The organism is Kocuria salsicia (assembly GCF_039532055.1).
Taxonomy (GTDB): domain Bacteria; phylum Actinomycetota; class Actinomycetes; order Actinomycetales; family Micrococcaceae; genus Kocuria; species Kocuria salsicia.
The window spans coordinates 45,240-58,630 of the sequence record NZ_BAAARF010000010.1 but is presented as its reverse complement, the minus strand read 5'-3'; the positions used below and the strand labels follow the sequence as shown (position 1 = coordinate 58,630).

Below are 13,391 nucleotides of genomic sequence, written 5' to 3'. Positions count from 1 at the left end.
CCCGGGTCAGCGTCCCGTGCCGCCGTAGACCGTGGCGGTCTCGTCCGAGTCCAGGCCGAAGGCGGTGTGGACGGCTCGCACGGCGTCGTCGAGTCTGTCCACGCCGGTGACGATCGAGATGCGCACCTCGGAGGTGGAGATCATGTCCACGTTGACGTTCGCGTCCGCCAGGGCCTCGAAGAACGTGAACGCCACGCCCGTGTTGGTCTTCATGCCCGCGCCCACCAGGGAGAGCTTGCCCACCTCGCTGTTGTAGTCCAGGCGGGTGTAGCCGATCTTCTCCTCGGCGGCGCGCAGCAGGTTCATGGCCAGCTCACCCTGGGACTCGTCCAGGGTGAAGGACACGTCCGTGAGGGGGTGCTCGCCCGTGGAGACGTTCTGCACGATCATGTCCACGTTGACCTTGGAGTCCGCCAGCAGGCGGAAGATCCGGGAGGCGATGCCCGGGTGATCCGGCGCTCCGACGATCGTGATCTTGGCCTGGCTGCGATCATGCGCGAGACCGGCGATCAACGGCTGTTCCAAGGGAATCTCCTTCTGGGGCGTGGGCATCTCATCGGGGCTGGGAATCACCCAGGTGCCCTGGTTGTGGGTGAAGGACGAGCGGACGTGCAGCCGCACGCCGAAACGGCGGGCGTACTCCACGCAGCGCAGGTGCAGGATCTTGGCGCCGTTGGCCGCGAGCTCGAGCATCTCCTCGGAGGAGACCTGGTCCAGCTTCCTGGCGGAGGGCACGATGCGCGGGTCCGCGGAGTAGACCCCGTCCACGTCCGAGTAGATCTCGCACACGTCCGCGTCCAGCGCGGCGGCCAGAGCCACGGCGGTGGTGTCCGAACCGCCACGGCCGAGCGTGGTGATGTCCTTGGAGGTGCGGTTCATGCCCTGGAAGCCGGCGATGATGGCCACGTTGCCGGCCTCGAGCGCCTCGCTCACGCGCAGCGGGCTGACCTCCACGAGCTTCGCGGCCCCGTGGGCGCCGTCCGTGATCATCCCGGCCTGGGAGCCGGTGAACGACTGCGCGGGCACCCCGAGGTCCGAGATGGCCATGGCCAGCAGCGCCATGGAGATCCGCTCCCCAGAGGTCAGCAGCATGTCCAACTCGCGGGCCGGTGGCGTGCGGGCGACCTCGTTGGCGAGATCCAGCAGGTCGTCCGTGGTGTCGCCCATGGCGGAGACCACGACCACGACCTGGTGCCCGGCGTTCCTGGTCTCGGCGACCCGCCGGGCGACCCGACGCACGCCGTCGGCATCGGCGACGGACGAACCGCCGTACTTCTGGACAATGAGGCTCATGCATTCCTCTCACGGGCAGGCACGCATCCCGACGGGCGGGTGGTGACGGGGATCAGTGCCCATGCTATCGGCTCACCCGCCGCGGCCCCGAGCCGGTGGGACGGCGCAGGTCACACACGTCGGCGGTGACTTCCGGGCCCGACGCCGCGTGTCAGCCAGCCTCGGAGACCACCGTGCGTCCCTCGAACGCGCGGCCCAGCGTGACCTCGTCCGCGTACTCGAGGTCACCGCCCACGGGCAGTCCGGACGCCAGGCGGGTCACGCGAATGCCGAGGGTCTTCAGCAGCCGGGACAAGTAGGTGGCGGTCGCCTCACCCTCCAGGTTGGGGTCCGTGGCCAGGACGATCTCCTGCACGGTCTCGTCCGACAGGCGGGTCATCAGCTCACGGATGCGCAACTGGTCCGGGCCCACGCCCTGCAGCGGGGAGATGGCACCGCCGAGCACGTGGTAGAGGCCCCGGAAGCTGCGGGTGCGTTCGATGGCCATGACGTCCTTGGACTCCTCGACCACGCAGATCACACTGCGGTCCCGGCGGGCGTCACGACAGATGGCGCACTCCTCCTGCTCGGTGACGTTGCCGCAGATCACGCAGAAGGACACGGAGGTCTTCACCGTGGTGATTGCGTCCACGAGCTGCTGGACCTCATCCTTGTCCGCGTCCAGCAGGTGGAACGCGATGCGCTGGGCGGACTTCGGGCCCACGCCGGGCAGCCTGCCCAGCTCGTCGATCAGGTCTTGAACCGGTCCTTCGTACACCCTGCTCCTTCAGTAGTCTGCGGTGCGGGAGTCGCCCGCTCGATGACGCCGCCCCGTTCGCTCGCCCCAGGCTCTGCGCTCCGGGATCCGGGCTCCGCGTGCTGGATCGTGGAATTTGTGCTGTGTGCCCTGTGCCCTGTGCCCCGTGCGCGGGTGCAACTTGTCTGCTCCGGAGGGCCGGACCACGTCCTGTCCCCGGGCTGGCGCGCTCCGGGGACAGGACCGGGATCCCCATCCCGCTGCGGCCTGTGCGCTCGGCACACGGGGACGGGGCGCACGGTTCACTGGTTCGCGTCGTGTGCTCGTTCGTCGATCAGCATGCCACCCAGGATCCGCTCGATCGCGGCCCGACCGTACAGGGATGAGTCCTCGAGGGACTCGTCGTCCGCACCGGGGACGAAGTTCTCGTCCTCGACGCCGCTGCCGGAACCCTCGCCGCGCTGTCGGCCGTGGTGGTCCGCAGCCCCGGGGTTGGTGCCACCTGCCGCGGCGATCGCGGCCGCGTGGCGTTCGCGCCAGCTGGGGCGGCTCCCCGGGGGTCTGACCTGCGAGCCCGCAGATGCGGTATCGCCACCCTGGTTGCCGTTGCCGTTGCCGTTGCCGTTGCTGGGGCCGGTGCCCCGTCCAATGCCGGTGGCACCGGGGCTGCGGCTGTCACTGTCACTGCCTTCGCCGGTGCCAGGAGCGTCGTTCATTCCGGGGCGGGGGGAAGGGCCAGCGCCGGAGCCCGACCCTGCGCCGCCAACACCGGTGCTCGCCGATACCTGGGCTCCGGATCCGGGGGCCGCCGCCTGATCTGCTGCCGAGGTGCCCCGGTGCAGGACCGGTCGTGTCCGACTGAGCGGGGCGTCGTACATGTCCGCGGGCGGCTCGTCCTCCGGGGGAGGCGGGGTTTCGTCCGGGCTCCAGTACTCTGGCCCGCGGTCCGCGTGACGATCTGTCCCGCGCGATGACTGAGGCGAGGACTGGTGCGGGAATCCGGAGGGGGAAGAATCCACGGGCTGACCGGTCCGAGACGAGGCTCCGGTCGCGGCAGAGCCCCCGGGCTGAGACCATCCTCCGGACCGTTGCGAGGACTCGGACTGGGATGACGGTGGGGCCGACGACATCGGACCGGGCACGGACGTCCCCGGCGCTGCCAGCCCGGGGTCCTCGGTTACCGCCTCTGCGGACTCTCCCTCAGCCAGCTCCCCCGCAGGGGATCCCGGCACGTCCGGCTGTGCGGCCACCGCGGGGGGATCTGTGGGATCCCCGTGGTCAGAAGGTTCCGAGCCGACAGCGTTGGGCGTGATGGCCGCACTCCGCTCGGGCCCACCGTGCTCCCGCCGGGGGCGCTCCGACGTGGAATCTTCGCCCCCCGGGGGGCCGGACATAGCCGCAGCGTCAGCAGCGTGGGCCACGTCGGGCGCGTCGGAGGTGGCGCCGGGGCCCGTGCTCGGCGTCGTGGTGGAACCCGGCTGCGGGATGGCGGCGACGGACCATGACGTGACGGGCTCGTCGTCCTCCGCGGGAGCGGTGGCGGTCCGCGACGGAGCGGTGTCCCGATTCTGCGGGCTACGGCGGCGGTTGACACCGAATCCCTCGGGCTCGCGGAAGTAGTCGGGCTGATCGCGGGAGCCTCCGCCGGTGGGTGCCCGTGCGGCCGGCACTCCTCCTGACGGGCCGCAGCCACGCGAGGAACCCTGAGTGCCGGATGGACTCTGCCCGTTCGGCCGGTTGGGGGACCCGTTCGACCCGCCGGGGGCGGTGGTTGGACGGGGGCCCGGGCCTCCGGGTTCCTGGCTCCGGGAGCGGCCCTGTGTGTCTCCGGGGCGCACGGCTTCCACGGCGCAGTCCAGGCCCACGACGGTCTGGATGGCGGTGCGGACGTCCGCCTCGAAGCGGGGGAAGTTGAGGATGTCGCCGTCGCCCTCGAACGCGATCCGCAGCGTGCCGTTCTCGTACGAGATGGGTGTCCCGCGCACGGTGATGGCCCAGGCGACACGACGGATCTCCGCCAGGGCGGAGACAATCTCGGGCCACGAGGAGCGCAGCAGCTCGAGCTCCCCGCTGGTGACGTCGCTCGGCGCGCTCTGCTCGTCGGGAACCTGCGGCGGCTGCGGGGCGGCCTCCCGGGAGGCGGTGCGCTCGGAGACGTCGTCCGTGGTGGAGGCACCGACGGGTGCCGACGTGCTGGACGTGGACCTGTCGGATGCGGGGGCGCCGGTCGAGGGTGTGGCGGGTGCGTCGTCCTGGGGGCGCGCAGTGCCGGGTCCGGAGCCCGAGTCCGACGGCGCGGCGGGTGCGTGCGGCTGCGCTGGACGGGACGGCCCCTCCTGCGCCCCGGAACCGGAGCGCGAGGACGGCTGCGAGACGTCGACGGTGCCATCGGCCGGGGGATGCTGCGCCTGGGGTCCGCGGGCCTGCTCCGGCACGGGCTCACCCGCCGCGGGGTGGGCGCTGCCCTCCGTCTCCTCGGACTCGTCCTGCGGGTCGGTGGGCTCCTGGGCATCCGGGGTCTGCTCAGCGGGCCGTCCCTCGGCCGAGCCGTTCCCGCCCGCGCCGGCCGGTGCTGAGCCGTCCGGGGCGACCGGCAGCGAGGGCCCGTCCTGCTCTTCGCGGCGTGGCTGCTCGACGACCGGCGAGGAGGTCCCGAGGACCGCTGTCACCGTGGGAGGGGGCGCGGCCGCAGCGGGTTCCGGCGCTGCAGATTCGGGCGCCGCAGTCCCGGCGGACGACGACGCCGTGTGCCCCGTTCCCTGCCGGATCCCGGCTCCGCGCGGAATGCTCAGGCGCCGCTCCAGCCGGTCCACGCGGGAGGTGATGCCGCGCGTGGTGTGGTCCGCGGCGGGCAGCAGGATCCGCGCGCACAGCAGCTCCAGGTGCAGCTGCGGGGAGGTGGCGCCCGTCATCTCGTTGAGCGCCTCGTTGATGATGTCCGCGGACCGGGACAGCTCCGCCGCGCCCAGCTGGGTGCTCTGGTTGCGCAGCCGGTTGATCTGGTCCGTGGGCATGCCGTGCAGGATGTTGTCCGCGGAGTCCGGCACCGCGTTGACAACTACAAGGTCCCGGAAGCGTTCCAGCAGGTCCTCCACGAAGCGGCGGGGGTCCTGGCCCGTCTGGATCACCCGGTCCACGGAGGAGAAGACCGTGGCGGCGTCCCCGGCGGCGAAGGCGTCCACGACGTCGTCGAGCAGAGCGGCGTGCGTGTAGCCCAGCAGGGCGACGGCGAGGTCGTAGGTGATGCCGTTTTCGTCCGAGCCGGCCATGAGCTGGTCCAGCACGGAGAGCGAGTCGCGCACGGAGCCGCCGCCGGCGCGGACCACGAGGGAGAGCACACCCGGTTCGGTGGCCACGCCCTCCTCCCGGCACAGCTGCTCCAGGTACGTCATGAGCGGCTCCGGGGGCACCAGCCGGAACGGGTAGTGGTGCGTGCGGGAACGGATGGTGGTGAGGACCTTGGACGGCTCCGTGGTGGCGAAGATGAACTTCACGTGCTCCGGCGGCTCCTCCACGATTTTCAGGAGCGCGTTGAAGCCCTCGCGCGTGACCATGTGAGCCTCGTCGATGATGAAGATCTTGTAGCGGTCCCGCACGGGCGCGAAGGTGGCGCGCTCGCGCAGGTCACGGGCATGGTCCACGCCGCCGTGAGAGGCGGCGTCCATCTCGATGACGTCCAGGGAGCCGGCACCGTCCCGGGCAAGGTCCCGGCAGGACTCGCAGTGGCCGCAGGGCGTGGCAGTGGGGCCCTCCGCGCAGTTCAGGCAGCGCGCGAGAATGCGGGCCGAGGTGGTCTTGCCGCAGCCGCGCGGCCCGGAGAAGAGGTAGGCGTGGTTCACCCTGTTCTTGCGCAGAGCCGTCATGAGGGGCTCGGTCACGTGCTCCTGACCGATGACGTCCTCGAAGGTCTCCGGGCGGTAGCGGCGGTACAGGGCTGTAGTCACGTAGGAAACCTTAGCGGGGGTCTCGGACACGCACCGGGTGCTCGCGGGGGTGGGGAGCGGGAATGAGAAGACCCCCCGTGCACCCGCCAGAGCCCATATACCCTTGCTGCCTTCCGGCCCTGGGGGAGTTTTACGAGATGGCGCCACACGAGGGGCTGACCCATACTTTAGCCCACTCACGCCAGGAGTTCGAACCGCCCCTCCGCCACCCGGTGGCGACGGCGATTCGCGTCCAGCGCCCGACCTCCGCTATGCTGATTTCCGCACGTTGCCCGCGTCAGTGGCGCACGTGCATGCCTGGAGGATTCGCCTAGCGGCCTATGGCGCACGCCTGGAACGCGTGTTGGGTTAACGCCCTCGGGGGTTCAAATCCCCCATCCTCCGCCGCAGGAAATACCCCCTGACCCGCAGAAATGCCGGTCAGGGGGTATTTTCGTACGCCCCGGGACCCCTGGACTCCCGGGGTTGCGGAGGTGCCGGGGCTCCGATCCCCGACTCTCCAGGCCCTCGGGCGCCGTCGTCCCCCGACCCGGGCCCGTAGGTTCACATCCCGCCGCAGACCCGGGCCACAGGAGCCCCCGTGCGTATCCTTGACCGTGAGCCAGGACACAGTCGATGATCGGGGAACCATGACACCACGGCCGCACGACGCCGCCGCACCGCGCGCGCAGGATTCCCGGGGGATCTCCGCCCGCCCGGCCCCCATGGAGCGCGACCCCGGGACGCCGGTGTCCACGTGGCGGCTGCGCAGCGACTGCTGGGAGTATCTGGGGTTCGCGGTCAAGCGACTGGCCACGGACCACGACCACGCGGAGGCGCTCGCGGGCGACGGCGAGATCCAGCGCAACCTCCGGGCGCTGGAGACCATCGAGCTCTACTGGGGCGGCTTCGGGCAGCGCTACGTGATGGCCATCCGCGACCTGCTCGAGGCGGGCGACTACCCTACCGCCCAGGACCGCATCCGGCGCGTGGTCCGGCGGCTGCGCAGGGACTCCCTCCCGGAGGAGCCCCGGGACGACTTCCTCGACGAGCAGGAGCGCGCGGAGCAGCTCAACGACGAGGAGACCCGGCCGCGCTTCGAGGTCCTGGTGGTCGACCAGATCCGGCCGCAGGACAGGGACGCCCTGCGCGTCGAGACGCTGCGGTTGCGCAACCCCGCGGACGACTTCGTCTACGACTACGTGATCGTCCCGTCCGCGGACGACGCCGTGGCAGCGGTCCTCACGAACCCGCACATCCTTGCGTGCGTGCTGCGCCCCGGTTTCAGTGAGCACACGCGGGAGAAGTTCAGCAAGGACCTGACGGAGACCGTCCGCCTGGCGCGCGAGCAGGTGGTCCCGGGGGCCGCGTCCGGGCGCAGCTCGCTCGCGTCAGTGCAGCGGGTGCTCGGGCTGGCGGACACCCTCTCAGGGCTGCGTCCGGAACTCGACCTCTACCTGGTGGCGGGCGCGCACATCGAGGACCTGGCCGGGGCGCTGACCCGGCGGTTCCGGCGGGTGTTCCGGCGCGAGGACCAGCTGGAGCTGCACCTGTCTCTGCTGCGCCGGGTCTCGCACCTCTACGACACGCCCTTCTTCTCAGCCATCCAGGAGCACGCCCGGCGCCCCGTGGGGGTGTTCCACGCGCTGCCGGTGGCTCGTGGTGGCTCGGTGATGTCCTCCCCGTGGATCCGTGACCTCTCGGACTTCTACGGACTGAACCTGCTGCTCGCGGAGACGAGCGCGACGTCGGGCGGGCTGGACTCGCTGCTCGCACCCACCGGGGCGATCAAGAAGGCGCAGGACCTGGCCACCCGCGCATACGGGGCCAAGCACACGTTCTTCGTCACGAACGGCACGTCCACGGCGAACAAGATCGTGCACCAGGCGCTCACGGCGCCGAACGACGTGGTGCTGGTGGACCGCAACTGTCACAAGTCCCACCACCACGCCGTGATGCTCACCGGCGCCCGACCGGCCTACCTGGAGGCGTACCCGCTCAACGACTTCGCGTTCTACGGGGCCGTCCCACTGAGCCGGATCAAGCAGCTGCTGCTGGACTACCGTGCGCAGGGCCGCCTGGGCGAGGTCCGCATGATCACGCTGACCAACTGCACCTTCGACGGCATCGTCTACGACCCCGAGCGGGTCATGGCGGAGTGTCTGGCCATCAAGCCCGACCTCGTGTTCCTGTGGGACGAGGCGTGGTTTGCGTTCGCCGCGTTCCACCCCGTGACACGACGGCGTACGGCCATGGCCTCAGCCCGCAGGCTCGAGCGCCGGCTCGGCACCCGCGCCCACGAGGCCGCCCACCGGCAGCAGCAGGAGCGGCTCTACGCCCCGGACGGCACCCCCGCACCGGACGAGGTCTGGCTTGCCGAGCGGCTCGTGCCCGCCCCGGACGCCCAGATCCGGGTGTACGCCACGCAGTCCACGCACAAGACCCTCACCGCGCTGCGGCAGGGGTCCATGATCCACGTCTACGACCAGGAGTGGTTCCGGGAGGCGGAGGACCCCTTCCACGAGGCGTTCATGACGCACACCTCGACCTCCCCGAACTACCAGATTCTCGCGTCCCTGGACATCGGGCGCCGGCAGGTGGAGCTCGAGGGCTACGAGCTCGTGCAGAAGCAGCTGGACCTCGCCACGAGTCTTGCCCAGGCGATTGCCCGGCACCCGCTGCTGCGCAGGACCTTCACGGTGCTCACGGCACACCACCTGATCCCGCCGGAGAACCGGCAGACCCAGCGGCCCATGCCCATGCGGGACGGCACGGCGTCCATGTGGAAGGCGTGGGCCGAGGACGAGTTCGTGGTGGACCCCTCACGCATCACCATCGAGATCAGCCGCACGGGTGTGGACGGGGACACGTTCAAGCACGAGTACCTCATGGACCGCTACGGGATCCAGGTCAACAAGACGAGCCGCAACACCGTGCTGTTCATGACGAACATCGGCACCTCCCGCAGCGCGATCGCCTACCTCATCGAGGTGCTGGTGAAGCTCGCGGAACGCTTCGAGGAGGACTGGGCGCAGAGCGCCCCGAGCGTCGTCGCCCGGGACGAGCGGGAGATGCCGCCTCTGCCGGACTTCAGCTCCTTCGCCCCGCCCTACGCCACGGACGGCGTGCTGCCGGACGGGGACATGCGCGCCGCCTTCTACCGAGGTCAGCGCGGGGCCGTGGAGTACGTGCTGGGAGACACGCTGCGCGAGCGGGTGGCGCGCGGCGAGGAACCCGTCTCGGCCGCCTTCGTGACGCCGTACCCGCCCGGTTTCCCGATCCTGGTGCCGGGCCAGGCCATCACGGCGGAGGTCCTCGCGTTCATGGCTGTGCTCGACACTCGCGAGGTCCACGGCTACGACCCCCGCCGCGGCTACCGCATCATGCGCCGATGACCCGCTCCGTGCCTACTTGCGGCGCGGCGTGAACGTGGTGGAGCACTTCCAGGTGGTGCCCCCGCCGGTGGCGACGACGTCCACGCGCACCGTGCGACCCGGCATTGCCCCCGCAATGGGATAGCGCACGGCGGCCGTGCCACGGGTGGAGGCCTTGGTGGACTTGGTGTTTGTGGTCGTCTTGTAGCGGGCGCTCGTCGTGACCTTCGCGCCGTTGCCCACCTTGGACACGTTGACCACGGTGGTCGTGTACTGGCGCGGCTGCTTGACGGAGACGCTTGCCTGGCAGGGCCGCACAGTGGCGGCCTCCGCGGGAGCGGCTCCGGCAACGGAGAGGCCCGCCGTCAGCACGAGCGCCGCGAGGGCGGTGGCGGATGAGCGGCGAAGGGTGGAGACAGTGACCATGAGAGGGTCCTTTGTTCCGGACGACCGCGGCACCCAGCCCGATGCACAGGGGGACCGGCAGCCCGCCGCTGCGCGCCGTCGTCGTCACGTCCGATGGGGATGGCAGAACTGTAGCCCGGCCAGTGACCACCCGGTACGTTTGCGCATGAAAACGGCCCCTGCGACGGATTGTGACGCGAGGGCCGGTGCTTCGGGGAGGGTGCTCAGGAGACCGCGCTGAGCACCGGGGGCTGGACGGGCAGGCGCACGGGGTGGAAATCGGCGTCGAACTGGGCGCCGAGACCACGCTGGATGAAGCGGACGGTGGCCTGCGTGCGCTCGTTCTGGGCGCGGGTGCTCTCCACGCTCTTGCTGCGGTCCGCCGTGGCGGTCAGGGAGCCATGCACCAGCTGGGACAGCTCGGCGGTGTCGCCCTGCGGCAGGTAGCCCTCGTCCATGGCGCGCTGCAGGATCTCCGAGAGCACGGCCTGCAGCTGGGCCACGTGCTTGCCCAGCTTGGCGAAGTCCTCCGGGGAGAGCACAGTGCGCATGGCCTGGCCGGGGGGCAGGTGGCGGCGGCTGAGGTCCTCGATCTGAACGCGGATGTACACGCCCAGCTGGTCCACCGGGTTCTCCACGGCGGCGAGCTCCCGGTTCAGATCTGAGACGAAGCGCTCGGTCTTGTCCAAGGCGTAGGCCACGAGCAGCTCGCCCATGTCCGCGAAGTAGTTGTAGACCGCCGTGCGGCCCACACCGGCAGTCTTGGCCACGCGGGTCATCGTGAGGTCCGTCAGTCCGTTGCTGTAGAGCAGCTCTCCGAACGCGTCGAGAATGGAGCGCTGCGTGCGCTCACGCTGTGCGGCGTTGCTGGAGGCTGAGATGCGGGGCATAACGACACCTTATCCGATTCTGTCAGCAAAATGGAGGGCTTGCCGACTGCCGTGGGTTCTTGCCTCCATTCCACCCCACCCGAGCCGGGAATGCCCTGCGCAACAGGGCATTCCCGGCAGGCTTACAGGAATCTCAGTGCCGGTGTTCTGTCACACCTCAGCGGCAAGCCCGCCCTGCCACAGGGAGTCGAAGGGCAGGCGCGAGCTCAACCGGTGCCGGATCCCGGCGGTGACGAAGCGCTTGGCGGTCCGGGCGGCGTCCAGGGGAGCGGCACCCTTGGCGAGTTCGGCAGTGATGGCGGCGGCCAGGGAGCACCCGGCGCCGGAGACCGGCACCTCGCTGACCTTGGGCTCGCTGAGCACCTCGAGGGTGGAGCCGTCGTAGAACACGTCCACGGCGTCCGTTCCTGCCAGGCGCACTCCACCCTTGGCAAGCACCGCGGCGCCCGAGGAGTCGTGGATGCGCTGCGCGGCCTCCTTGAGGTCCTCCACCGAGTCGATGGACTCCATCCCGGACAGCGAGAGGGACTCGAAGTGGTTGGGGGTCACGAACGTGGCCAGCGGCAGCACCTCCGCCTTCAGCGCCTGGTCCGTGTCCAGGGCGGCACCAGGCTCCTGGCCCTTGCAGATCAGCACGGGGTCCAGCACCAGGTGCTTCGGCCGGAGCTCCTTCATGGCGGTGGCCACGGTGCGGATGGTGTCCGGGTGGCCGAGCATGCCGATCTTCACGGCGTCCAGGTCGAATGCCGCGGTGATGGTCTGCAGCTGGTTCGCCAGGGTCTGCTGGTCCACGGGGGTCACGCGGTGGTCCCACCCGTTCTCCGGGTCGAACGCCACGATGCACGTGAGTGCGAGGGAGCCGAAGACCCCCAGCGAGGTGAAGGTCTTGATGTCCGCGAGCGCGCCGGCACCGCCGGTGGCCTCGGAGCCCGCGACGGTCATGGCGACGGGCGGCTGGTTTCGTGTGGTTTCACTCATGGACAGTATTGTGCTCCGCCCCGCACCGGCCCCGCGAGTTCCCCACGCCCCACTACACTGGGTGCGACGTCGGGTGGCAGGCGACGTCCCCTCGACGTCCCTCGACTCCAAGGACATCTGTGTCTTCCCACGCCACCCCGCCGCGCCCTTCTGCCGCCGCGCCGCACGCCGTCGTGTCCCCGTCCGGTGACGCCGCCGCCCCGCCTCCCGCACGCGGGGCCGCCTTAGCAAGCCGCCCCCGCACGTACTTCGACCTCGTCCTCGCGGGCTACTGCGTGATTCTCGTGCTCTCCAACATCGGGGCCACGAAGGGCGTGCAGTTCGGGCCGGTCATCACGGACGGCGGCTTCTTCCTCTTCCCCCTGGCCTACGTGCTGGGGGACGTGGTCTCTGAGGTCTACGGCTTCCGCGCGGCCCGCCGGGCGATCCTCACGTCGTTCTTCTTCGGTGCGTTCTCGTCCCTGGTGTTCTGGATCGTGATCGCCCTCCCGGCCGCCCCGTTCTACGAGAACCAGTCCGCGTTCGAGGCGGTGCTGGGCCCGGTGCCGCTGATCGTGGCCGGCTCGCTGCTGGGCTACCTGGTGGGGCAGCTGCTCAACGCCTACGTGATGGTCAAGGTCAAGGAGCGCACCAGCGAGAAGCACCTGTGGGCGCGGCTGATCTCCTCGACACTGGTGGGGGAGCTCGTGGACACGTTGATCTTCTGCGCGGTGGCCGCACCCGTGATCGGGATCGACTCGTGGTCCGCGTTCGTGAACTACGCCGTGGTGGGCTACGTGTACAAGTGCCTCGTGGAGGTCGTGATCATGCCCGTGACATACGCGGCTATCGCCTGGATCAAGCGCCGGGAGCCCGGCTACGCGCAGTCCGCCACGAGCCAGGGGTGAGGCTGGCGGGCACCGGCGGCAGCGGCCTCGTCGTGCCCAGGAGGAGCGCTCAGCGGTCCAGGTGGGCGAGCTGCGCGGCGATCGAGTGCTCGGCCGCGCGGCGCGCGCCGCCGGGCACGTCCGGGTAGACCACGTCCGTGACCGCCTCGACGCTGGCCCCGGAGCCGAGCCTGTTCACGACGTCGCGCACCTGCTCGAGGCGCGCGCGCCGGTGCCGCAGCAGCTCCAGGCACGTCTCGCGCAGGTCCGGCAACGGGTCCCCGTGGGCGGGCAGGCCCACGACATCGGCGCGCTGCGAGAGACGCTCGAGGGAGGCGAGGTAGTCGGTCAGGGAGCCGTCCGGGTGATCGATCATGGTGGTGCCGCGGCCCAGCACGGTGTCCCCCGTCAGCACCGTCTCCGGGACGTCGTGGGGCAGACGCAGGCATACCGAGTCCGAGGTGTGCCCGGGGGTGGCCATCACGCGGATGCTCACGCCGGCGGCCAGGACGGAGTCCCCGTCCCGCAGCGGTTCGCCGCTGTCCCGGCAGAACTGCGGCAGCGCGGCGCGCACGGGGGCACCGGTGATCTCGTGGAGCCGGTCGATGCCGTCCGTGTGGTCCCCGTGGCGATGCGTCACGAGGATCAGCACCACGGTGCCCGTGGCCGCGACGGCCTGCAGATGCTCCTCGTCCGCGGGGCCCGGGTCCACGACGACGACGTCGGGGCCGGGCCACTCGCCGCGACCCTGCGCTGACGGGTGGTTGCCGTAGTGCGGGTGCTCCGGGCCCTCACCCCGGCCCGAGAGGATCCAGGTGTTGGTCCCGTCCAGCGTCATGGGGCCGGGGTTCGGGGCGAGCACCACGCCCGCCGAGCTGCTCACGCGGTGCAGCTTGCCGGGGACGGCCTCGTAGGGGCGGGCCAGG

At 70.7% G+C, this 13,391-nt stretch carries 9 protein-coding genes, 1 tRNA gene and 1 other RNA gene; 3 read left to right on the top strand and 8 right to left on the bottom strand.

Features of this window, described 5'->3' with window-relative positions; all coding sequences use genetic code 11:
- Positions 1-6 precede the first annotated feature (6 nt).
- From ABD264_RS09345 to ffs, 4 genes are all read right to left on the bottom strand, one after another.
- Positions 7-1,293: an aspartate kinase gene (locus ABD264_RS09345; RefSeq protein WP_344205699.1), complete on the bottom strand. Its 1,287-nt coding sequence runs from the start codon at positions 1,291-1,293 to the stop codon at positions 7-9.
- 151 nt (positions 1,294-1,444) lie between these two features.
- The gene (gene recR, locus ABD264_RS09340; protein ID WP_144941157.1) at positions 1,445-2,050 is read right to left on the bottom strand and encodes a recombination mediator RecR; all 606 of its coding nucleotides are present in this window, start codon (positions 2,048-2,050) and stop codon (positions 1,445-1,447) included.
- A 281-nt stretch (positions 2,051-2,331) separates the two neighbouring features.
- Entirely contained in the window at positions 2,332-5,973 is a 3,642-nt protein-coding gene (locus ABD264_RS09335) for a DNA polymerase III subunit gamma and tau (protein ID WP_344205696.1), read from the bottom strand.
- A 63-nt stretch (positions 5,974-6,036) separates the two neighbouring features.
- An RNA gene (ffs, locus tag ABD264_RS09330) (signal recognition particle sRNA small type) lies at positions 6,037-6,133 on the bottom strand.
- Between the two features lie 139 nt (positions 6,134-6,272).
- On the opposite strand from ffs, the gene ABD264_RS09325 reads away from it, so the two are divergent.
- Both ABD264_RS09325 and ABD264_RS09320 read left to right on the top strand, forming a co-directional pair.
- Positions 6,273-6,357: transfer RNA gene (locus ABD264_RS09325), tRNA-Ser, on the top strand.
- Positions 6,358-6,602: 245 nt separating this feature from the next.
- Positions 6,603-9,347 (top strand): aminotransferase class I/II-fold pyridoxal phosphate-dependent enzyme, encoded by a 2,745-nt coding sequence (locus ABD264_RS09320; RefSeq protein WP_425554318.1) that lies wholly within the window; start codon positions 6,603-6,605, stop codon positions 9,345-9,347.
- A gap of 12 nt (positions 9,348-9,359) precedes the next feature.
- On the opposite strand, the gene ABD264_RS09315 is transcribed toward ABD264_RS09320, so the two are convergent.
- The 3 genes from ABD264_RS09315 to ABD264_RS09305 all read right to left on the bottom strand — a co-directional run bounded on the left by ABD264_RS09315 (position 9,360) and on the right by ABD264_RS09305 (position 11,599).
- Positions 9,360-9,752, bottom strand: coding sequence for a hypothetical protein (locus tag ABD264_RS09315; protein WP_344205694.1), 393 nt, complete (start codon positions 9,750-9,752; stop codon positions 9,360-9,362).
- A 203-nt stretch (positions 9,753-9,955) separates the two neighbouring features.
- Complete coding sequence (locus tag ABD264_RS09310; RefSeq protein ID WP_145012018.1) at positions 9,956-10,621, bottom strand: TetR/AcrR family transcriptional regulator; 666 nt, start codon at positions 10,619-10,621, stop codon at positions 9,956-9,958.
- Between the two features lie 150 nt (positions 10,622-10,771).
- Positions 10,772-11,599 carry a hydroxymethylpyrimidine/phosphomethylpyrimidine kinase gene (locus ABD264_RS09305; protein WP_145012015.1) on the bottom strand — a complete coding sequence of 276 codons (828 nt, stop codon included), beginning with the start codon at positions 11,597-11,599 and terminating at the stop codon, positions 10,772-10,774.
- A 173-nt stretch (positions 11,600-11,772) separates the two neighbouring features.
- On the opposite strand from ABD264_RS09305, the gene ABD264_RS09300 reads away from it, so the two are divergent.
- Entirely contained in the window at positions 11,773-12,486 is a 714-nt protein-coding gene (locus ABD264_RS09300; RefSeq protein WP_295107967.1) for a queuosine precursor transporter, read from the top strand.
- A 49-nt stretch (positions 12,487-12,535) separates the two neighbouring features.
- Here the strand turns inward: ABD264_RS09300 and ABD264_RS09295 are convergent, their stop codons facing one another.
- Positions 12,536-13,390 carry an MBL fold metallo-hydrolase gene (locus ABD264_RS09295; protein ID WP_425554320.1) on the bottom strand — a complete coding sequence of 285 codons (855 nt, stop codon included), beginning with the start codon at positions 13,388-13,390 and terminating at the stop codon, positions 12,536-12,538.
- Between the last annotated feature and the right edge of the window lies 1 nt (position 13,391).